General features: G+C 70.1%; 22 protein-coding genes. 5 read left to right on the top strand and 17 right to left on the bottom strand.

Annotation, left to right across the window (positions count from 1 at the left end):
- The first annotated feature begins 84 nt into the window (after positions 1-84).
- Positions 85-789 (top strand): hypothetical protein, encoded by a 705-nt coding sequence (locus AC5Y31_RS14940; protein ID WP_065023645.1) that lies wholly within the window; start codon positions 85-87, stop codon positions 787-789.
- Between the two features lie 3 nt (positions 790-792).
- Here the strand turns inward: AC5Y31_RS14940 and AC5Y31_RS14935 are convergent, their stop codons facing one another.
- Positions 793-1,131 carry a hypothetical protein gene (locus tag AC5Y31_RS14935; RefSeq protein WP_499981231.1) on the bottom strand — a complete coding sequence of 113 codons (339 nt, stop codon included), beginning with the start codon at positions 1,129-1,131 and terminating at the stop codon, positions 793-795.
- 142 nt (positions 1,132-1,273) lie between these two features.
- Here AC5Y31_RS14935 and AC5Y31_RS14930 point away from each other — a divergent pair, with 142 nt between their 5' ends.
- The gene (locus tag AC5Y31_RS14930) at positions 1,274-1,609 is read left to right on the top strand and encodes an RNA polymerase-binding protein RbpA (protein WP_064855661.1); all 336 of its coding nucleotides are present in this window, start codon (positions 1,274-1,276) and stop codon (positions 1,607-1,609) included.
- A 31-nt stretch (positions 1,610-1,640) separates the two neighbouring features.
- Here AC5Y31_RS14930 and AC5Y31_RS14925 read toward each other — a convergent pair whose 3' ends face one another.
- From AC5Y31_RS14925 to AC5Y31_RS14910, 4 genes are all read right to left on the bottom strand, one after another.
- Complete coding sequence (locus AC5Y31_RS14925; RefSeq protein ID WP_499981229.1) at positions 1,641-2,393, bottom strand: polyprenol monophosphomannose synthase; 753 nt, start codon at positions 2,391-2,393, stop codon at positions 1,641-1,643.
- Entirely contained in the window at positions 2,386-4,074 is a 1,689-nt protein-coding gene (lnt, locus tag AC5Y31_RS14920; protein WP_499981227.1) for an apolipoprotein N-acyltransferase, read from the bottom strand. The genes AC5Y31_RS14925 and lnt overlap by 8 nt, the downstream gene beginning before the upstream one ends.
- Positions 4,067-5,590: an amidohydrolase gene (locus AC5Y31_RS14915; RefSeq protein WP_499981404.1), complete on the bottom strand. Its 1,524-nt coding sequence runs from the start codon at positions 5,588-5,590 to the stop codon at positions 4,067-4,069. The genes lnt and AC5Y31_RS14915 overlap by 8 nt, the downstream gene beginning before the upstream one ends.
- Positions 5,591-5,705: 115 nt before the next feature.
- Positions 5,706-6,206: an FxsA family protein gene (locus AC5Y31_RS14910; protein ID WP_499981223.1), complete on the bottom strand. Its 501-nt coding sequence runs from the start codon at positions 6,204-6,206 to the stop codon at positions 5,706-5,708.
- Between the two features lie 65 nt (positions 6,207-6,271).
- Between AC5Y31_RS14910 and AC5Y31_RS14905 the strand changes: the two genes are divergently transcribed.
- Positions 6,272-6,970 (top strand): dienelactone hydrolase family protein, encoded by a 699-nt coding sequence (locus AC5Y31_RS14905; protein WP_499981220.1) that lies wholly within the window; start codon positions 6,272-6,274, stop codon positions 6,968-6,970.
- A 2-nt stretch (positions 6,971-6,972) separates the two neighbouring features.
- Here the strand turns inward: AC5Y31_RS14905 and ric are convergent, their stop codons facing one another.
- The 4 genes from ric to AC5Y31_RS14885 all read right to left on the bottom strand — a co-directional run bounded on the left by ric (position 6,973) and on the right by AC5Y31_RS14885 (position 9,463).
- Entirely contained in the window at positions 6,973-7,674 is a 702-nt protein-coding gene (ric, locus tag AC5Y31_RS14900) for an iron-sulfur cluster repair di-iron protein (RefSeq protein ID WP_499981218.1), read from the bottom strand.
- 140 nt (positions 7,675-7,814) lie between these two features.
- A complete protein-coding gene (locus AC5Y31_RS14895; RefSeq protein ID WP_499981213.1) occupies positions 7,815-8,198 on the bottom strand; it encodes a PPOX class F420-dependent oxidoreductase in 384 nt (127 codons plus the stop codon).
- 71 nt (positions 8,199-8,269) lie between these two features.
- Positions 8,270-8,587, bottom strand: a complete 318-nt coding sequence (locus AC5Y31_RS14890) for a hypothetical protein (protein WP_065023637.1) — start codon at positions 8,585-8,587, stop codon at positions 8,270-8,272.
- Positions 8,588-8,713: 126 nt separating this feature from the next.
- Positions 8,714-9,463: an SDR family NAD(P)-dependent oxidoreductase gene (locus AC5Y31_RS14885; protein ID WP_499981209.1), complete on the bottom strand. Its 750-nt coding sequence runs from the start codon at positions 9,461-9,463 to the stop codon at positions 8,714-8,716.
- A 35-nt stretch (positions 9,464-9,498) separates the two neighbouring features.
- Between AC5Y31_RS14885 and AC5Y31_RS14880 the strand changes: the two genes are divergently transcribed.
- Positions 9,499-9,912 (top strand): F420-dependent biliverdin reductase, encoded by a 414-nt coding sequence (locus AC5Y31_RS14880; protein ID WP_065023635.1) that lies wholly within the window; start codon positions 9,499-9,501, stop codon positions 9,910-9,912.
- On the opposite strand, the gene AC5Y31_RS14875 is transcribed toward AC5Y31_RS14880, so the two are convergent.
- The gene (locus AC5Y31_RS14875) at positions 9,909-11,030 is read right to left on the bottom strand and encodes a M24 family metallopeptidase (protein ID WP_499981205.1); all 1,122 of its coding nucleotides are present in this window, start codon (positions 11,028-11,030) and stop codon (positions 9,909-9,911) included. The two genes, AC5Y31_RS14880 and AC5Y31_RS14875, sit on opposite strands and share 4 nt — an antisense overlap.
- Before the next feature lie 32 nt (positions 11,031-11,062).
- On the opposite strand from AC5Y31_RS14875, the gene AC5Y31_RS14870 reads away from it, so the two are divergent.
- Positions 11,063-12,016 carry a 5'-3' exonuclease gene (locus AC5Y31_RS14870; protein ID WP_499981203.1) on the top strand — a complete coding sequence of 318 codons (954 nt, stop codon included), beginning with the start codon at positions 11,063-11,065 and terminating at the stop codon, positions 12,014-12,016.
- Between the two features lie 16 nt (positions 12,017-12,032).
- Here the strand turns inward: AC5Y31_RS14870 and AC5Y31_RS14865 are convergent, their stop codons facing one another.
- From AC5Y31_RS14865 to AC5Y31_RS14835, 7 genes are all read right to left on the bottom strand, one after another.
- Positions 12,033-12,776: a DUF4333 domain-containing protein gene (locus tag AC5Y31_RS14865; protein ID WP_499981200.1), complete on the bottom strand. Its 744-nt coding sequence runs from the start codon at positions 12,774-12,776 to the stop codon at positions 12,033-12,035.
- A 73-nt stretch (positions 12,777-12,849) separates the two neighbouring features.
- The gene (locus AC5Y31_RS14860) at positions 12,850-15,621 is read right to left on the bottom strand and encodes a DEAD/DEAH box helicase (RefSeq protein ID WP_499981198.1); all 2,772 of its coding nucleotides are present in this window, start codon (positions 15,619-15,621) and stop codon (positions 12,850-12,852) included.
- Positions 15,614-16,450, bottom strand: coding sequence for a twin-arginine translocase subunit TatC (gene tatC / locus AC5Y31_RS14855; protein WP_301636326.1), 837 nt, complete (start codon positions 16,448-16,450; stop codon positions 15,614-15,616). Before tatC ends, AC5Y31_RS14860 begins: the two co-directional genes overlap by 8 nt.
- A 109-nt stretch (positions 16,451-16,559) precedes the next feature.
- Positions 16,560-16,790 carry a Sec-independent protein translocase subunit TatA gene (gene tatA / locus AC5Y31_RS14850; protein WP_064855676.1) on the bottom strand — a complete coding sequence of 77 codons (231 nt, stop codon included), beginning with the start codon at positions 16,788-16,790 and terminating at the stop codon, positions 16,560-16,562.
- Positions 16,791-16,946: 156 nt separating this feature from the next.
- A complete protein-coding gene (locus AC5Y31_RS14845) occupies positions 16,947-17,177 on the bottom strand; it encodes a DUF2510 domain-containing protein (RefSeq protein ID WP_499981196.1) in 231 nt (76 codons plus the stop codon).
- Positions 17,174-18,124: a helix-turn-helix transcriptional regulator gene (locus tag AC5Y31_RS14840; protein WP_499981194.1), complete on the bottom strand. Its 951-nt coding sequence runs from the start codon at positions 18,122-18,124 to the stop codon at positions 17,174-17,176. The genes AC5Y31_RS14845 and AC5Y31_RS14840 overlap by 4 nt, the downstream gene beginning before the upstream one ends.
- On the bottom strand, positions 18,121-19,116 hold the full coding sequence (locus tag AC5Y31_RS14835; RefSeq protein ID WP_499981192.1) for a helix-turn-helix transcriptional regulator: 996 nt from the start codon (positions 19,114-19,116) through the stop codon (positions 18,121-18,123). The genes AC5Y31_RS14840 and AC5Y31_RS14835 overlap by 4 nt, the downstream gene beginning before the upstream one ends.
- Between the last annotated feature and the right edge of the window lie 10 nt (positions 19,117-19,126).

Here is a 19,126-nt window from a genome sequence, read left to right as displayed (position 1 = left end):
CTGAGGCACGGCCGGTTAGCGAACCTCGACGAAGGAGAGGTGAGGCTGGACCGCCGCTGAGACACGGCCGGTTAGCCTAACGGCATGCGTCTCACCGGGCTCATCGCCGTGTTGTTGCTGATCGCCGGATGTTCCCGCGCGACCGTCGGCGAGCCGGAGCCCAGCCCGACCGGTAAAAGCACGGCAACGAGCGTGCCGTCGTCGTCGGCCCCCGCCGCACCGAGCTCGTCGTCGAAGCCTTCGGCGCCGCCGGCGACGGGCGCCCCGATCGCCGAGGTGATCGCCTGGATCGAGGCCGGCCGACCCGCCGATCCCGCGGGCTACCACAGCGCGACCCGCGACGGGGTCAGCACCGACCTCATCGACGAGGTCGCCTTCACGGTGCCGGCCGCGTCGCACCGCGCCACCAACTGCATGACCGATTCCGGCTCCGCCGATGGCGCACTGGCCTGTGTGGTGGACCTGGTAAATCCGCCGCCGCAGCCTGAAGACGTCTACGGGCAGTGGAAGGGCGGCTGGATCGACTACGGCGGCAACACGTTGCGGGTCGGCTCCGCACACGGTGATCCGGGCCGGTTTGTGCACGGTGAGGGCATCGAGTTGCCCGACGGATCGACGCTGGCGTTCGGCGACTACCGCTGCCGGGCGGACCGAGCCGGGCTGTTCTGCGTGAACTACGCCCACCGCTCGGCGGTGCGGTTCAGTCCCGAGGACATCGGCGTCTTCGGTTGCCTGCACCCTGTGCCGCCGCCCGCCGACGCCGGCAAGCTGTTCAGCTGCGCCAGCTGACTCTCAGCGCCAACGGTCGGCGGATTCGACGGCCTGCAGCAGCGTGTCACACAGTTGCCGCAGGTCCTCGCGGGGAGCGTCCTCGGCCAGGGCGGTCGCGATGTCCTCGGCCGCGCAGCGCACCTGATACACCCGGTCGGACAAGGCGGCGGCCTCCTGGGCGGAGAGCACCACGGCGTCGGGCGCCAGCGCGGACGTCTTACCGCTGCTGATCAGGGCACGCTGCTCGTAGGCCCGCTGCCGGCAGGATTGCCGGCAATACTGTCGGCGCCGCCCGATACCGGCGTCACCCACGTCGCGGCCGCACCATCGACACGGTTGCGGGCGAGGACTGCGTGGCACGTCGAACCACCTTAGTCGGGGTCCGGCAGGGTTCCCGGTATCATTAGAGGTTGCGCCGCGTGCGTCGGGAACTGCACAGGGCCCGTTTGCGTTGACAACCGCGAGACGTATTTCTGACAAACAGGTTAAGGAGTGTGGGTCGATGGCTGACCGTGTTCTGCGAGGCAGTCGGCTGGGAGCCGTGAGCTACGAGACCGACCGCAACCACGACCTGGCACCACGCCGCATGGCGCGGTACCGCACCGAGAACGGCGAGGAGTTCGAGGTTCCGTTCGCCGACGACGCGGAGATTCCCGGCACCTGGATGTGCCGCAACGGCTTGGAAGGCACCCTGCTCGAAGGCGATCTGCCCGAGCCGAAGAAGGTCAAGCCGCCGCGCACCCACTGGGACATGCTGCTGGAGCGCCGTTCGATCGAGGACCTCGAAGAGCTGCTCAAAGAGCGGCTGGACCTGATCAAGACGAAGCGCCGGGGCTGACCCCGACTCGCGGCGGGTCGTCGCAGCCGAGTCAGGCGCGCCCGCCGCGGAGCCGGTTGACCCGGCCGCCGATGCCCCAGCGCGCGACTTTGACCATCGCTTCGCGGATGTTGGAGCCGCTCATTTTTGAGACGCCCAGTTCGCGCTCGGTGAACGTGATCGGCACCTCGGTGACGACGAAGCCGTTGTTGACCGCGCGCCAGGTCAGGTCGACTTGGAAGCAGTACCCCTTGGAGTCCACCGCGTCGAGGCCGATCTTCTCCAGCACGCTGCGCCGGTAGGCGCGGTAGCCGGCGGTGATGTCGTGGATCCCGACCCCGAGCAGCAGCCGCGCGTAGGTGTTGGCGGTCTTGGACAGCACCAGGCGGCGCACCGGCCAGTTGCGTACCGCCCCGCCGTCGACGTAGCGCGAACCGATCGCCACGTCGGCGCCCGCGTCGATGGCGTCCAGCAGCCGGTACAGCTGTTCGGGTGCGTGGCTGCCGTCGGCGTCCATCTCGACCACCACCTCGTAATGGCGGGCCAGCCCCCAGGCGAACCCCGCCAGGTAGGCCGCGCCCAGCCCGGCCTTGGCGGTCCGGTGCATCACGTGGAGGCGTTCGGGGTCGCCGGCGGCCAGCTCGTCGGCCAGCCGTCCGGTGCCGTCGGGGCTGCCGTCGTCGACGACGAGGACGTGGACGTCCGGACGTGCCTGTTGCAGCCGGCCGAGGATGAGCGGCAGGTTCTCCAGCTCGTTGTAGGTGGGTATCACCACCAGCGTATGCAGGCTGGGACGCTCACTCATCGGCGCCGTTCCTCCCCTTCACGTCTGCGCCGACGAAACGACGCTTGAACCGACCATTTTGCAGTATGGCCGCCAGCAGGCCCGCAACGGCCGCGCCGACCAGCACCCATTGCACGATCGGCGCCCACCGGGTCGCCGCGGTCAGCGAGGTCTTGAGCCGCAGGTGGCCGTCGAGGTAATCGGCCTCGAAGAAGCCGGTGCGGGCCAGCTCGCGACCGTCGGGGGCGATGAGGGCGCTGATGCCGGTGGTGCCGGCGACGACGACGTAGCGATCGTGTTCGACCGCACGGACCTTGGCGAACGCCAGCTGCTGCTCGCTCATCGTCTCGTCGAAGGTGGCGTTGTTGGACGGCACCGCCAGCAGCTCGGCGCCGGCCAGTACCGACTGGCGCGGCGCGCGATCGAAGATCACCTCCCAGCAGGTCGCCACCCCGACCGGAACGCCGGCGACGTGGACCACTCCGTCGCCATGACCCGGCACGAAATATCCCGCGCGGTCGGCGTAGCCCGACAGGTGACGGAAGAACCCGCGCCACGGCAGGTACTCGCCGAACGGCTGGACGATCCGCTTGTCGTGGCTCTCCCCCGGCCCGGTGCGCGGATCCCACACCAGCACCGAGTTCGTCGCCACCGGATTGTCCCGGGTCCAACCGGGCGCCGCCCGCACGGTGCCCACCAGGATCGGGGCGTCGATCGCCTGGGCGGCCAGGGTGATCTGTTGGGCGGCATCGGCGTTCGCCATCGGATCGATATCGGAGGCGTTCTCCGGCCAGATCACGAACAGCGGGCGTGGGGCCCGGCCGGCCTCGACGTCGTCGGCCAGCCGCAGGGTTTCGCGGACGTGATAATCCAGCACCTCGCGGCGCTGGGCATTGAAGTCCAGTCCCAGGCGCGGCACGTTGCCCTGCACCGCCGCCACGGTGATCGCCGGGTCATCACCGGCTCCGACACCGGAGCGGCGCACACCGGGCCACACCACGATCGCGGCCAGCAACACCAGGCAGATGCACAGGCCGGGCAGCAGCACCGCCGGCGGGCGGTCGGCGTCGCGGGCCGGCGGCTCCTCGCGCAGCCACCGCAGGATCTCCACGGTCAGCGCGGTCCCGGCGCAGCCGGTCAACACCACGGCCGTCGAGAGCAACGGAACCCCGCCGAGTGCTACCAGCGGTAGCAACGGACCGGATGTCTGGCCGTAACCCACGGCGCCCCACGGGAATCCGCCGAACGGGATCACCGACTTCGCCCACTCCTGCGCCGCCCACACCAGGGCGAACCAGATCGGCCAGCCCGGCAGTCGGCGCACCACGACGGCGGCCGAGCCGAACACGGCGGGAAACAGCGCGCACATCAGGGTCAACACCAGCCAGGGCAGGGCGCCGACCAGGCCCCCGACCCAGGGCAGCAGCGGCAGATAGAAGGCCAGACCGCACAGCAGGCCGTAGCCGAAACCGCCGGCGACGGTGGTCTCGCGGCGAATGAGCACCCAGCTCAGCAGCGCGAACGCCAGGATTGTGGCCCACCACCAGTTCAGCGGCGGGAAGCTGGCGCGCAGCAGCATGCCGGCGACCACCGTTGCCGCCAGCTGGGCCCAGCGGTCGGCCGCCGCCACCCCCAGCCGCTCCAACCGGTTCGGCGCGACGGGGCCGTGGAGTGTCTCCGGATCCTCTGCGGTGTCAGCCATGCAGGACCACACCACGGTGCACGGTGCGCCGGCATTTCGGCGCGTCACCGGGTTCCAGCACCGGTAGCGCGGGCACCCGGGAGCGCGGATCGGTCGACCAGCGCTGAACGGAGTCGCGGGGCGCCTCCACGGCCAGCCGGGCGGCCTCCCAGACCGCGTAGGACGCGGGCGCGCCGGGCACCAGGGTTCCGCTGACGCCGTCGTTGACGCCGGCAGCCCGCCAGCCGCCGCGAGTGGCTGCGGCGAACGCCGCCCGCATCGACACCGCGCTGCCCGGGGTGCGGTGGTGTGCGGCGGCACGCACCGTGGCCCACGGATCGAGAGTGGTCACCGGGCTGTCGGAACCGAACGCGAGGGGCACGCCTTGGGATGCTAACAGCGCGAACGGGTTCAGCCCTGCGGCGCGCTGCGCACCCAACCGCTGGGCGTACATGCCGTCGACGCCGCCCCAGAGCGCGTCGAAAACCGGTTGCATGCTGGCGATCACGCCCCAGGAGCCGAGCTTGGCGGCCTGCTCGGCGCTGACCATCTCCAGGTGCTCGAGCCTGTGCCCGCAGCGGGCCACCGCCGCCACCCCGAAGTGCTCCACCACCCGTTCCAGGGCCGCGACCACCGCGGTCACCGCGGCGTCGCCGATGATGTGGAAACCGGCGGTCACGCCGGCCTCGGTGCAAGCCCACAGGTGGGCGCCGACGGTGTCGGTGTCCAGGTGGCGCACACCGGTGCAGTCCGTGGCGTCGGCGTAGGGCTCGTGCAGCCAGGCCGTGTGCGAGCCCAGGGCACCATCGACGAACAGATCGCCGCCGAGACCCCGGGCGCCGGTCTCGGCAAGTAGGTCACGCGCCCGGGCGGCGCTGGTGACCGCCTCGCCCCAGTAACCGACCACCTCGACACCGTGGTCCAGCGCCCGCAGCTCCCGCCAGTCGTCCAGGCCGCCGATGTCGGGGCCGGCGCACTCGTGGACCGCGACGATGCCGGCCGCGGCCGCGGCGTCCAGCGCGGCGGTGCGGGCGGCCGCCCGCTGGGCGGTGGTGAGCAGGTCGCGGGCCGCCGAACGAATCAGATGGTGGGCCGCCCCGGACAGCGGCGCCGCAGCGTCGGGTCGCCCCGGGAGGTCCGGCACGCGCGTGCGCAGCCCGCTCGAGGCCAGCGCCGAGTGCACGTCGACCCGGGACAGGTAGGCCGGCCGGTCCCCCACCACCGCGTCGAGCGCCGCGGTGTCCGGGGCCGCACCGTCGGGCCAGCCGGATTCGTCCCAGCCGTGACCCCAGATCGGTTGACCGGGATGGGCGGCGGCGTAGTCGGCGACCAGCTGCAGGCAGTGTCGCTGGGAGGTGGCCGGCCGCAGATCCAAACCGGTGCGGCACAGGCCCGTCTCGGTGACGTGGACGTGGCTGTCGACGAAAGCCGGTGTCACCAAAGCCCCGTCGAGGTCGAGCACGTCGGCCGACGGGAACTGTTCGCGGCCGACGGCGTCGCTGCCCAGCCAGGCGACCACCCCGTCGCGGACGGCCATCGCGGTGGCGTCGGGATGAGAAGGGCTGTGGATGCGGCCGCCGACCAGCAGCACGGTGGGGGCCCCGGGCACGACTGTCACGGCCTAAAAAGTACGGGGTGGCGGTGACGCCGGATCAGCCGACCGACAGGGTGGGCGGTTGGCTGGACCGGACGTCGGTGACATCGACGACTTCGGCGTCGATGTAATCGGTGCGCTGGTCGGGGGTGCGCCGAGTGGCATACCAGCGCCGGCTGGCGACGGTGGCGGCGACCAGCGGCGTGTGCCGGCCGAGCCCGGCGGCGGCCGCCGCGGCCAGCACGGGGCGGGCCGCGGTGCGGGTCGGGGGCGCCAGCAGCAGCAGGCCCGCCAGCGTGGTCAGCGGGCCGGGGACCAGCACCAGTGCGGTGCCCGCCGCGATCAGCCCGCCGTCGGCGAGCAGGCGCTGCCCGGCCCCCGTACGCAGCCGCCCGATCTGGCGTCTGATCTGGGCTGCCGACAGCGCCAGTCCGGCCACGAACGCACCCAGCAGCAGCAGCGCCGTCCAGCCCAAGCCGATCGCCCAGATCAGTGCGGCCACCGCGGCCGATTCGGCCAGGACATAGACCAGGAATATCCGCACCACAGTGCTCGCCATGCCTCCCCAACGTCCGGGCCGCCGAGGAGGTTCCCTCGCGGCGCGCCGGGGCATACGTTGATGCGATGACGACCATCGAACTCGCCACGCCCGAGGGACCCATCGACGCGTTGCTGGACATTCCGGACGGGCCCGGGCCGTGGCCGGGAGTGGTGGTGATTCACGATGCGATCGGCTACGCCGCGGACATGCAGGCGATCTCCGAACACGTCGCCGAGGCGGGTTTCCTCGCGTTGTCGCCGAACCTGTACTCGCGCGGCGGGCGGGCGCGCTGCATCACCCGGGTTTTCCGCGAGCTGCTGACCCAGCGCGGCCGCGCCCTCGACGACATCATGGCCGCCCGCGATCATCTGCTGGGCATGCCGGAGTGCTCCGGCATGGTCGGGATCGCCGGCTTCTGTATGGGCGGACAGTTCGCCTTGGTGTTGTCGCCCAAGGGCTTCGGAGCCTCCGCCCCGTTCTACGGCACCCCGCTGCCCCGGCATTTGAGCGAGACGCTCGACGGCGCCTGCCCGATCGTGGCCAGCTTCGGCCGCCGGGACCCGATGGGCATCGGCGCCCCCAACCGGTTACGGCGGGTCGTCGAGCACCAAAACATCCCGCACGACATCAAGGTCTATCCAAAAGCCGGGCACAGCTTCGCCAACAAGCTGCCGGCCCAGCCGCTGCTCCGCGTCGCCGGCTTCGGCTACAACGACGCCGCGACCGCCGATGCCTGGTCGCGGGTGTTCGCGTTCTTCGGCGAACACCTGCACGCCGGCTGAGCTCAGGCCGGGCTGCCGGCTTCGGCAAGCACCCGCGGGAACAGCACGTTGTTCTCCTTGTGCACATGCAGGTGGATGTCGCTCTCCAGGTCCGCCAAGCCGGCCAGCATCGCGGTGTAGCTGGCGCAGGCGTCCGCCGGAATGGTGTAGCCGTCGGTGAGCTCCCGCAGTTCGGCGAGCAGGTGGCCGGCGTTGTCGTGCTCCTGCTGATTCTCGGCCAGCTCATTGCGCACCTCGTCGGACAGTGGACGGTCCGGCCGGCCGGCACGCAGGCTGATCTCGGGGAACAGCATGGTCTCCTCGGTGCGCAGGTGCGGCTCCATACCGGCGCGCAGCTGATGGAACAGCTCCCGGACCCGGACCAGCTCGCCGTGGTTGGGGCCGTGCACCCGCGCCACCTTGTCGACCAGCTCCGCCAACCGCGGGAACTCCTCCCACAGGAACCGGTGGTGGGTGCTGACGATGTGGGCGATCAGCGAGGTGTCGTCGAAGTCGGCCCAGTCGGCGCGCTGAGCGGGCGCACCGGAGCTGTTGAGGGCGGCGAGCAGCTGGGCGGCGTCGACGCCGTCGGCGGCGCACGCGTCAGTGAGCGTCCGTTGGCCGTGGCAGCAGAAGTCGATCCCGAACTTGCTCAGGATGCGGGTCGTCGACGGGTCGGCGGTGACGATGTCGCCGAGGATCTGGTCGGAGGTGAAGGCGGCCACGGGAACTCCTCGTTTGTCGGTGGGTCAGTCCAACAATGCTAATTTTAATGATTGAAGTCCACTATATGTGACGGAGTCGTGGCTCATTCGGCGGTCCCAGCTTGGCCTCTCCTTCGTCGAGGCTCGCTGAACCGCCGCGCTCATTCGGCGGCGGTCAGTGCCAGCCCGACATTGTTGCGCATGCCGCCGCGCAGCTTGCTGAACACGTTGAACACCCGGCCGATGATCCCGTACCGCTTGCCGATCGCGGCGTAGACCGCGCCGTTGTCGGCCTTGTCCAACACGGCGGCCATTGCCTCGATCGCCTCGCCTTTGGGCCGGCCCCGCACATCGCAGACCGCGAGGGTGACGCGCGGGGTGTTGCGGATCCGCTTGACCTTCCAGGACGACTCCTGGGTGATCACCAGCAACCGCTCCCCCTCGGCGGCCGCCCACACCGGAGTGGGCTTGGGACGGCCGTCTTTGGTGAAGGTGGTCAGCAGCAGGTAATCGGACTTGGCGATCTCGGCAAAGGTGGGGGTCACGGTCGCGAATCTACTCGCCCGGAGCCGCAGCGCCGGGACGCTTGATGAACGTGAAGGTGCAGCTACCCCGGCTACAGCGGGGGCCGGCTCGGGATGGGGTGCAGGTTGGCGATCTTGGGCAGCGCGGGCGTCTGCTGTGCCGAATCGACGTAGGCCGCCACCGCGTCTTCCGAGATCAGTCCGTAGCGCACCAGCAGATCAAGGGCGTTCAAGCCGAAGTGCTGGGCAACTCGGAGCAAATTGTCGGCGGTGATCAACCGGCCCTCGTGTGCCGCCTTGTAGTAGGCGGACTTGCGGTACCCGAAGGCCTCATAGACCTCGGTCGCGGGCAGCGGCCGACCGATCAGATACGGCAACACCACCGACGGGTCTTTGTCACGATCGTCCATGGTTTTACACCATAGTTCTGTTAGGCGGGCAAAGGCCAGACCGCCGCGTCAAATTCTTCGGGTCTTCTTATCTGAGTGTTAGTCTGCTGCAACGTTGCAAGAATCGGATTGCGATCTTTTGCCCGGTCAGCGCGGCATTCGGCGCCAGATCGCCTGTGGCACCACTCGCATGACGCTGAACATCGGCCGCAGCATCCACGGCACCGCGACGGTGCGTCGCCCCCGGGCGAGCGCGCGAGCGGTCGCGGCGGCAACCTGGGTGGGGGTGCTGGCAGGCGGAGCCGGCTTCATGCCGGCGGTCATCCGCCCGACGACGAACCCGGGACGAACAATCAACAGCCGCACGCCGGTGCCGTGCAAGGCGTCGGCCAACCCGTTGGCGAACCCGTCCAGACCGGCCTTGGCCGAACCGTAGACGTAGTTGGCCCGGCGCACCCGCACCCCGGCGATCGAGGAGAACACCACGATGCGGCCCCGCCCGGCCGCACGCATCGCCGCGGCCAGGTGGGTGAGCAGGCTGACCTGGGCGACGTAGTCGGTGTGGACCACCGCCAGCGCGTGTGCGGCATCGGACTCCGCCCGGGCCTGGTCACCCAGGATCCCGAAAGCCAGCACGGCGGTGCCGATCGGGCCGTGCTCGGCGATCAGGTCCGCGACCAGGGGACCGTGGGCGGCCAGGTCGTCGGCGTCGAACTCCATGGCGTGCACCGCCACGGCGCCCGCGTCGCGCACCGCGGCGATCTCCGCGTCGAGCCGGTCGGCGCCCCGGGCGGCCAGCAAAACCGTTGCGCCAGGCGCCAGCCGGCACGCCAGTTCCACGCCGATCTCACTGCGCCCGCCGAAAATCACCACCGGGTCGTCCACCGTGTCGTTCACGGCTGCGATTATCGCCTGCGCTAGCGTGAACGGTGATGGCGAACGCGACGACCCGGCTCACCAGCGACGCGCTGGCGTTTCTCACTGAACGTCACCTGGCGATGCTGACTACCCTGCGCGCCGACAACTCGCCGCATGTGGTCGCGGTCGGTTTCACCTTCGACCCGAAAACCCACATCGCGCGGGTGATCACCACCGGCGGCTCGCAGAAGGCGGTCAACGCCGAACGCGCCGGCGTGGCGGTGCTCAGCCAGGTCGACGGGGCGCGCTGGCTCTCACTGGAGGGCAGCGCCACGGTCAACGACGCGGCCGCCGCCGTTCGCGATGCCGAGCTGCGCTACGCCCAGCGCTACCGGACGCCGCGGGTCAATCCGCAGCGCGTGGTGATCGAGGTGCAGGTGGAGCGAGTGCTGGGTTCGGCTGATCTGCTCGACCGCGGTAGTCGCTAGACCACGACCAGGTCGTGCGGCCGGTTGTTCAGTGACTCGGCACCGTCGTCGGTGACGATCACGATGTCTTCGATCCGGGCACCCCACTCGCCGGGGAAGTAGATGCCCGGCTCGACCGAGAACGCCATCCCGGCGGCCAGTGCGACGTCGTTGCCGGCGACGATGTAGGGCTCCTCATGCACCGACAAGCCGATGCCGTGGCCGGTGCGGTGCACGAAGTACTCCGCCAGACCCGCCTCGGCCAGCACATCGCGTGCCGCCGCGTCGACCTGCTGGGCGGACACCCCGGGACGGATGCTCTCGACCGCCGCGCGCTGCGCTCGCTGCAGCACCGAATACCGCTGCGCCACTTGGGCGTCCGGCTCGCCCAGGCTGTAGGTGCGGGTGGAATCGGAATGATATCCCGGTTCGACCGGGCCGCCGATGTCCACCACGACGACGTCGCCGGGCCGTAGCTGGCGGTCCGAGCACTCGTGGTGCGGGTCGGCACCGTGCGGTCCCGAACCCACGATGATGAAGGCCACCTCCGAATGCCCTTCGGCGACGATCGCGTCGGCGATATCGGCGGCGACGTCGGCCTCGGTGCGGCCCGGCACCAGAAACTCCGGCACCCGGGCGTGCACCCGGTCGATCGCCGCGCCCGCCTTCCGCAGTGCGTCGATCTCACTGGGGTCCTTGATCATTCGCAGCTCGCGCAGCACCTCGGTGGCCAGCACCGGCGTCGTGCCGAGCACGTCGACAAGCGGCAGCAGATGCAAGGCCGGCATCGAATCGGTGACCGCCGCTGCCGTCGGCGACGCGCCCAGCGCCTCGCCCACCAGACGGTAGGGATCCTGGCCGTCGACCCAGTCGAGCACTGCGATACCCAGCTCGGCCACTGCGGATTCACGCAGCGCCGCGAACTCCAGCCGCGGCACCACCATGGTGGGCGGCCCGGATGCCGGCAGCACCAACGCGGTGAGTCGCTCGAAGGTCTGGGCGCGCGACCCGGTCAGGTAACGCAGGTCGTAGCCCGGGGTGATCACCATGCCGGCCAGACCGGCATCGGCGGTGGCGGCGGCCGCGGCGGCCAGGCGGTGGGCGTAAACGCTGCTCTCGAACCGGGAAGTCACGCACATCAGGCTAACCGGCGGCAAATAAGGTGGCAGCCATGCCCGCTCCCGTGCTGTTGCTCGACGGTGCCAGTATGTGGTTCCGGTCCTACTTCGGAGTGCCGTCCTCGATCACCGCCCCCGACGGCCGGCCGGTGAACGCGGTGCGCGGCTTCTTCGACTCGGTAGCCACCTTGATCACCCGGCAGCGTCCCGACCGACTGGCGGTCTGCCTGGACCTGGACTGGCGCCCGCAGTGGCGGGTGGAGCTCATCCCCTCCTACAAGGCGCACCGGGTGGCCGAAGAAGTGCCGGAGGACACCGACGTCGAGGAAGTGCCCGACGAGCTGAGTCCGCAGGTGGAGATGATCGCCGAGCTGCTCGACGCGTTCGGGATCGCCACCGCCGGAGCGCCGGACTTCGAGGCCGACGACGTGCTGGGCACCCGGGCAGCGGCCGAAACCAAGGATCCGGTGATCGTCGTCAGCGGCGACCGGGACCTGCTGCAGGTGGTCGCCGAGCACCCCGTCGCGGTGTCGGTGCTCTATCTGGGCCGCGGGCTGGCGCAGGCGACGCTGTTCGGCCCGGCGGAGGTGGCGGAACGCTACGGCCTGCCCGCCGAGCGTGCCGGCGCCGCCTACGCCGAGATGGCGCTGCTGCGCGGTGATCCCTCCGACGGGCTGCCCGGAGTGCCCGGGATCGGCGAGAAGACGGCGGTCGGGCTGCTGGCCCAGCACGGTTCGCTCGCGGCGGTACTGGCCGCCGCCGCCGACCCGGGCTCACCGATGGCCAAAGGGGTGCGGGCTAAATTGCAAGCGGCGCAGGACTATATCGCCGCTGCCGGTCCGGTGGTGCGGGTCGCCACCGATGCCCCGGTCACACTGTCGACGCCGTCGGACACTTTGCCTCGCGTGGCCGCCGACCCCGCTCGGGTCGCCGAGCTGGCCGACCGTCTCGGCGTCGGGTCCTCGATCGCCCGGCTACAGCGGGCGCTCGACACGCTGCCCGACTGAGCCGGGTTAATGCGGACTACTTGGGTCGGCCGACCTCGTAGGTGCCCGAGTTGTCCTGGAAAGTCACGGTCACCTGACGCTTCGTACCGTCGATGCTGACCTCGCAGTTGAAGGTGTCACCCTGCTTGACCACCGGGCTCTGGCCGTTGTTGCACCGGACGTCCTTGACGTTCTTGGCGCCGTAGCCGTTGGTCTGGTCGGCCAGGATCTGCTGCACCCCCTGCTGCGCCTTGTCGACGTCGAGCTTGGTGGTCACGAAGAATCCGGGCTTCCAGAACCCGAGCACCAGCACCACCAGGGCGGCGATGCCCAGGCATGCGGCGAGCACGGTGCCCGCCAGCGCGGTCGGGCGCTTGTTGCCCGATCCGGGCTGACCGTACTGGCCGGGCTGCTGGGGGTATTGGCCGTATTGGCCGGGCTGACCGTACTGGCCGGGCTGACCGTACTGGCCCGGTTGGCCGTACTGCGCTGGTTGGCCGTATTGGCCGGGCTGGCCGTACTGCGCTGGTTGGCCGTACTGGCCGGGCTGGCCGTATTGAGTCGGCTGGCCGTACTGCTCAGGCTGCGGGTAGCCGGGATACTGCGGTGTCGAGGGGTAGGACGTCTGCTGCGGATACTGCGACGGCGTGTAGGCCGGCGGCTGCCACTGCTGCTCGGCGCCGGTCGCAGGACCCTGTCCGGTGCCCGGCTGCTCCTCGGGCTGTCCGGGCTGCTGAGGCTGCCACGGCTGCGTCGGGTCGTATCCCTGCGGTCCGCTCATCGTTGTTCCCCAAGTCCTCTCACGTAGCGGGTGCTGATCACCGCCGGCTCTCCACCGTAGCGCCCGGACCAGCCTACCCGGCGTCAACGGCGACAACGCCCCGCAAAACGGTGTCGATGGCCTGTTTTGCCGTTGCCCGCAGTTCGGCGCCGGGCGCCGCGTTGCGCAGTTGATCCAGCAGGTCGAGCACCTGGCGGCACCAGCGCACGAAGTCACCCGCCGACAGCGGCGAACCGGCACCGGCGGCGTCCGAAGCGTCCAAGGCCGACGCCAGGTCCCCGGTGCGCGCCCAGCGATACACCGCGGCGACGAAGCCGTCGTCGGGTTCCCGGCTCGCGGTGATCCCGTGCCGGCGTTCGTCGGCCCGCAGCGCCGCCGAGAGCCTCCGGGTCTGCTGCAGAGCTCGGCGCACCGGCTCGGTGGGCGGTTGCAGGGTCGGCGGTCCGCCCGGGCCGTCCGCACCGCGTGATTCGTAAAGCACCGCGGAGACCACCGCGGCCAGCTCAGCCGGCCCGAGACCGTCCCAGGCCCCGGTACGCAGACACTCGGCGACCAACAAGTCGCTTTCGTTATAGATCCGGGCCAGCATCCGGCCGTCGGCGGTCACTTTCGGATCGCCGTCGCCGGTCGCTATGAAGCCCCGCTCGGCGAGCAGCCCGACGATCCGGTCGAAGGTGCGCGCCAGTGAGTTGGTGGCCGCTTGAACCTTGCGGCGCAGTTGGGCGTTGTCGGCCTCCACGCGCAGGTAGCGCTCGGCGGTGCGCACCTTGTCCTCACGGTCTGGCTCGGCATGGCTGGGGTGAGCGCGCAGCTGTTGCCGCAGCGCGGCCAATTCCGGATCCACCGCGTCCTCCTGCGGGCCGCCGCCGCGCCGCCCGCGCGCCTTGGGCACCACCAGGCCTTCCGCCACGGACCGCAACGCCGAAGCCAGGTCGCGGCGGACCCGCGGCTGGCGGTGTTCCACCCGCTTGGGCAGGTTCATGGTTCCGATCGGCGGCACGGCGCCCGAATAGTCCGCCGAGGAGATCCGGCCGGCCCAGCGGTGCTCGGTGAGCACCAGCGGCCGCGGTTCGTCGGAATCCCGGTCGGCCTGCAGCACCACCGCCAGACCACCGCGGCGCCCGTGGGTGAGGGTGATGATGTCGCCTTTTCGCAACGCCGCCAGTGCATCACTGGCGGCCCGGCGACGCTGCAGCCGCGAGGCACGCGCCTGGGCGCGTTCGCGTTCGGAGATCTGCGCCCGCAGCCGGGCGTAGTCGAGGACCGCCGAATCGCGGCCGCCGAGTTCGGCGGCGATGTCATCCAGGGTTCGTTCGCCGCGTTCGGCGCTGCGCACCAGGCCGACGACCGACCGGTCAGCCTGATACTGGGCGAACGACTGCTCCAACAACCGGTGGGCCTGCTCGGGGCCCATCTGCTGGACGAGGTTGATTGTCATGTTGTACGACGGCGCGAACGAGCTGCGCAACGGGAAGGTTCGGGTAGACGCCAGCCCGGCCACCTGATCGGGATCGGCGGTGGCCTCCCCCGGATGCCACAGCACCACCGCGTGGCCTTCGATGTCGATGCCACGGCGGCCGGCACGCCCCGTCAGCTGGGTGTACTCGCCCGGGGTCAGCGCGGCGTGCTGCTCGCCGTTGAACTTGACCAATCTTTCGAGCACGACCGTGCGCGCGGGCATATTGATGCCCAACGCCAGGGTCTCGGTGGCGAACACAGCTTTGACCAGGCCGGCGGCGAAGAGCTCCTCGACGGTGTGGCGGAACACCGGCAGCATCCCGGCGTGGTGGCCGGCCAGTCCGCGCAGCAGCCCCTCGCGCCATTCGTAATAGCCCAACACGGCCAGGTCGTCATCGGAGAGGTCACCGCAGCGGTGGTCGATCACCTCGGCGATGCGGGCTCGCTCCGACTCGGTGGTCAACCGCAGCGGCGAGCGCAGGCACTGCTTGACCGCGGCATCGCAGCCGGCGCGGGAGAACACGAAAGTGATCGCCGGCAGCAGCCCGGCCGAGTCCAGCACTGCGATCACATCGGGACGCATCGGGGGCCGGTAGCCCGGGCGCCCGGGACCGCCCCTGCCGCTGTGGCGGCGCGGTGGCCAGTCGGTGAGTCGGTCGGCTTCGCGCCGATGCGCGATGTGCCGCAACAGTTGTGGGTCGACGCGCGCACGGCCCGCGGTGCCCGGACCGTCGCTGTCGGGGCGGGATCCGAACAGGTCGAAGAGCCGCTTGCCCACCATCATGTGCTGCCACAGCGGCACCGGGCGGTGTTCGTCGACCACGACGGTGGTGTCCCCGCGCACCGTTTGGATCCAGCCGCCGAACTCCTCGGCATTGCTAACCGTCGCCGAGAGGCTGACCAAGTGCACCTCGTCGGCCAGGTGCAGGATCACCTCCTCCCAGACCGCGCCGCGCATCCGGTCGGCCAGGAAGTGCACCTCGTCCATCACCACGTGCGAAAGACCTTGCAGAGCAGGTGAATTCGCATAGAGCATGTTGCGCAACACCTCGGTGGTCATCACCACCACCGGCGCGTTGGCGTTGACCGACAGGTCGCCGGTCAACAACCCCACTTTGTCCTTGCCGTAGCGGGCGACCAAGTCGGTGTGCTTCTGGTTGCTCAGCGCCTTGATCGGGGTGGTGTAGAAGCACTTTCCGCCGGCCGCCAGGGCCAGGTGCACCGCGAACTCCCCCACCACCGTCTTGCCGGCGCCGGTCGGGGCGCACACCAATACGCCCCGACCGTCCTGCAGGGCCTGGCAGGCCCGACGCTGGAAGTCGTCCAGTCCGAACGGCAATTGCGCGGTGAACCGGCTCAGCTCGGGCGCCTGCGGCGGGCTAGTCATGCGGGGCGGCGACGGGTGCGGGGGCGTCGATGGGCGAGGCTTGGTCGTCGCTGAGCTCCTCGGTGGCCTCCCGTTTGGCTTTGCGTTTGTCGTGCAGCCGGGCGATCTGAATCGCGAACTCCTGCAACAGGGTCAGCGTGAAGCCGAGCACGATCATCGAGAACGGGTCCGATCCGGGGGTGAAGAACGCCGCGAAGACGAACATCGCGAAGATCAGCCCGCGCCGCCACTCCTTGAGCCGTGCGTAGCTCAAGACGCCGACCTGGTTGAGCATGACGATCAGCAGCGGGAATTCGAAGCTGATCCCGAACACCACCAGCAGGTTCAGCAGGAAACCGAAATAGCGGTCGCCGGACAATGCGGTCACCTGGACGTCACTGCCGACGGTCAGCAGAAAACCCAGCGCCTTGGACAGCACCAGGTAGGCCAGGATCGCGCCGGTGACGAACAACACGGCCGCCGACACCACGAACACCACCGCGAAGCGCCGCTCCTTGCGGTAGAGCCCCGGGGTGATGAACGCCCACAACTGGTAGAACCAGACCGGGCAGGCCAGCACGATTCCCGCGGCCAAGCCCACCTTGAGCCGCAGCATGAACTGGTCGAAGGGTGCGGTGGCCAGCAGCCGGCACTGCCCATCGGGCGCGATCGAGGCGCGCGCGGAGGCCGGCAACTCGCAGTACGGGTGGCGCAGCCATTCGCCGAGGCTCTCCAGCCCGAAGAGCGGCTGGGTGTACCAGACGAAGCCGATGATCGTGGTGAGCACGATCGCGGCCAGCGAGATCAGCAGCCGGGTGCGCAGCTCACGCAGGTGGTCGACGAGCGACATCGTCCCGTCGGGATTGGTGCGACTGCGGCGCAGCCGCGGATCCAGCCGTCGCAGAGCTCCGAGCGTGGGCACAGTAGGTCAGGCGCGGTTGCCGCGACGGCGGGGCCGGCTACGCCGACTGACCGCCGGCCGCCGGCGGGTCGACCCGCTCGGACTGGACGGTGGTCGGAGTGGCGGTCGAATCCGGCTTGGCCTCGCTTTGCAGTTCGCGAACCTCGGATTTGAAGATGCGCAGCGACTTACCCAGCGAGCGCGCCGCGTCGGGCAGTCGCTTGGCGCCGAACAAGATGATCACGGCGACGGCGAGGATCGCCAGGTGCGACGGTCCTAAAGCGTTCACTTTGGTTACCTCCAGACGTCGCCTCGATGCTACCGCAGCTCAGGAACCCGGCGGTTCAGCGAGGCTCGACGAAGGAGAGGCGAAGCTGGAACCGCCGCATTAACCCGGCGGTTCAGCGAGGCTCGACGAAGGAGAGGCGAAGGTGGAACCGCCGCGTTAGCCCGGCGGCGCAGCCCGCGGCTGGGTGGCGCCCGTCCAGCTCTCGCCGTCGAAGTAGCGGAGCAGTTCGGGATCGGCGGGATCCGGGTACCAGTTCGGGGGCGCTGCCGTGTCGCTCGGCGGCTTCGATTTGGCCTTGACCAGGAAAACGATGCCCACCGCTACCCCGACGATCAGAACCAGGAAGACGATGTCGGCGAACAGCGCTCCGAGGTTGTAGGCGGTCATGAGCGCACGTTCTGATAGGCAGCCAGCGCGGCCACCGCGGCGTCGCGCACGCCGGTTGCCAGTGACTCGGGCGCCACGACCTGCACCTCATCCCCCATTCCCAGCAGCAGCCGGGTCAACCACTCGTCGGAGGCGTACGTCATCTCCGCCTCACGCCAACCGTCGGGCAATTCGCCCACCAGTCGCATCGGGTAGTACTCGAACATCCACGCCACCGAGGGTGCCACGCGCACGGTCGCGACCGGCATCGACGGATCGGCGTCGAACAGCGACGTGTCGGTCTCGGCCTGCCGCGCCGGTTCCGGCGGCGCGGACGGCTCGTCGAGCACCTCGGCGCCGTCGATGCGGTCGAAGCGGAACAGCCGCACGCCCGCGGATTCTCGGCACCATGCCTCCAGGTAGCTGTGGTTGGCGATCAGCACCACCCGGATCGGGTCGACGATCCGGTGCGACGAGGTGTCGCGGGAGGCGGCGTAGTAGTCGATGGCCAGCGCACGGTGGCGGCGTACGGCCTCGCGCACCACGTCGGCGGCCGGGTTGGCGTGGTCGGCGGCCTCGGATGCTTCCTGCACGGCGGTGCCGGCGGCGTTCTCGATCTTGGCGATCGCGCTGCGAGCGGCCCGGGGGTCGACGATGCCGGGCATGTCGACCAACGCCCGCAACGCCATCAGCATGGCGGTGGCCTCCGGCGAGGTCAGCCGCAGCGGCCGGTCCACGCCCGCGGATTCGTAGACGTCAATGCGGTCTTCGTAGAACGTCAGGTCGATCAGATCGCCGGGCCCGTAACCGGGCAATCCGCACACCGCCAACTGCTCGAGGTCGGTCTGCAGCTGGCTGAGGCTGACCCCGAGCTCGGCGGCGGCCTGCTCCTTGGTGATGCCCGGGCGCGCCAAGAAGTACGGCACCATGTTGAGCAGTCGCACCAGCCGTTTCGGAAGTTGGTTCACGCCGACACCCCCCGGGCACAGGCGGTGAGCCGGGCCACCACGTCGTCGCGCAACGAGGCCGGGTCCAGGACGACGGCGTCGGCCCCGTAGCCGGCGATCTCGCGGGCCAGCCGGTCATGGGTGCCGATGTCGACGCCGATGATGTCGCCGTCGCGGCCGGCCATCGACTCGCGGCCCAGCACCGTGCCGGTCCGGCGCAGCGCCACGGCGCGATCGTCGGCGACCCAGATGCGCGCCTGCAGACCGCTGGGCGCCTGCCCCACCGCCGCCGCCACGATCTGGCGCAGATCGGCGGCCTCGGGCCGGGTGACAGCGCCCGGCGGCCCGATCGGGGTGACGTCGTCGGCGATCCGCGACATCCGGAAGGTGCGGACCGCATCGCGGTCGCGGTCGTGGCCCACCAGATACCACCGGCCGCCGTGGGTGACCACCCCCCACGGCTCCACGGTGCGGGTGCTGTAGGGCGCCACCGGCGACGGGCGGTGGCCGAACTGCACGGCCTGCCCCGCCTGGACGGCGTCCATCAGCGCCCTTAGCGCCGGCTCGGCGCGATGGATACCGGGCAGCGCCGCCGGCGACGCCACCAGCACGTCGGCTCGATCCGCATCCACGTCGACCCCGGCGGCCTGCAGTTTGGCCACCGCACCCTGGGCGTTGGCGCGCAGCTCCGGCGACTGCCACAGCTGGACGGCGACCGCGACCGCGGCCGCCTCTTCGCGGGTCAGCTCGATGGCGGGCAGCTTGTAGGCGTCGGGGTTGATGCGGTAGCCCTCGACCGGGTCGAGGCCCGAGACCTTGCCGGTCTCCAGCGGAATGCCCAGGTCACGCAGCTCGTTCTTGTCGCGTTCGAACATCCGCGAGAACGCGTCGAGGTTCTGGGTGCTGTCGTAGCCGGCGACATTGGTGCGGATCTTCTCCGCGGTGAGGTAACCGCGCGTGGACAACAACGCGATGACCAGGTTCAGGAGCCGTTCGACTTTGGCGGTCGCCATGAGAAGGAGG

The organism is Mycobacterium sp. NGS18 (assembly GCF_059813185.1).
Note: the sequence above shows the minus strand (reverse complement) of the source record. Positions and strands in the feature narration are given on the sequence as shown.

What these genes read in the sequence shown, in the direction of transcription:
- AC5Y31_RS14940 (WP_065023645.1), top strand. Translation starts at nt 85, where the DNA reads ATGCGTCTCACCGGGCTCATCGCCGTGTTGTTGCTGATCGCCGGATGT.
- AC5Y31_RS14930 (WP_064855661.1), top strand. Translation starts at nt 1,274, where the DNA reads ATGGCTGACCGTGTTCTGCGAGGCAGTCGGCTGGGAGCCGTGAGCTAC.
- AC5Y31_RS14925 (WP_499981229.1), bottom strand. Translation starts at nt 2,393, where the DNA reads ATGAGTGAGCGTCCCAGCCTGCATACGCTGGTGGTGATACCCACCTAC.
- lnt (WP_499981227.1), bottom strand. Translation starts at nt 4,074, where the DNA reads ATGGCTGACACCGCAGAGGATCCGGAGACACTCCACGGCCCCGTCGCG.
- AC5Y31_RS14915 (WP_499981404.1), bottom strand. Translation starts at nt 5,590, where the DNA reads ATGGCCGTCCGCGACGGGGTGGTCGCCTGGCTGGGCAGCGACGCCGTC.
- AC5Y31_RS14910 (WP_499981223.1), bottom strand. Translation starts at nt 6,206, where the DNA reads ATGGCGAGCACTGTGGTGCGGATATTCCTGGTCTATGTCCTGGCCGAA.
- AC5Y31_RS14905 (WP_499981220.1), top strand. Translation starts at nt 6,272, where the DNA reads ATGACGACCATCGAACTCGCCACGCCCGAGGGACCCATCGACGCGTTG.
- AC5Y31_RS14890 (WP_065023637.1), bottom strand. Translation starts at nt 8,587, where the DNA reads ATGGACGATCGTGACAAAGACCCGTCGGTGGTGTTGCCGTATCTGATC.
- AC5Y31_RS14880 (WP_065023635.1), top strand. Translation starts at nt 9,499, where the DNA reads ATGGCGAACGCGACGACCCGGCTCACCAGCGACGCGCTGGCGTTTCTC.
- AC5Y31_RS14875 (WP_499981205.1), bottom strand. Translation starts at nt 11,030, where the DNA reads ATGTGCGTGACTTCCCGGTTCGAGAGCAGCGTTTACGCCCACCGCCTG.
- AC5Y31_RS14870 (WP_499981203.1), top strand. Translation starts at nt 11,063, where the DNA reads ATGCCCGCTCCCGTGCTGTTGCTCGACGGTGCCAGTATGTGGTTCCGG.
- AC5Y31_RS14865 (WP_499981200.1), bottom strand. Translation starts at nt 12,776, where the DNA reads ATGAGCGGACCGCAGGGATACGACCCGACGCAGCCGTGGCAGCCTCAG.
- AC5Y31_RS14860 (WP_499981198.1), bottom strand. Translation starts at nt 15,621, where the DNA reads ATGACTAGCCCGCCGCAGGCGCCCGAGCTGAGCCGGTTCACCGCGCAA.
- tatC (WP_301636326.1), bottom strand. Translation starts at nt 16,450, where the DNA reads ATGTCGCTCGTCGACCACCTGCGTGAGCTGCGCACCCGGCTGCTGATC.
- AC5Y31_RS14845 (WP_499981196.1), bottom strand. Translation starts at nt 17,177, where the DNA reads ATGACCGCCTACAACCTCGGAGCGCTGTTCGCCGACATCGTCTTCCTG.
- AC5Y31_RS14835 (WP_499981192.1), bottom strand. Translation starts at nt 19,116, where the DNA reads ATGGCGACCGCCAAAGTCGAACGGCTCCTGAACCTGGTCATCGCGTTG.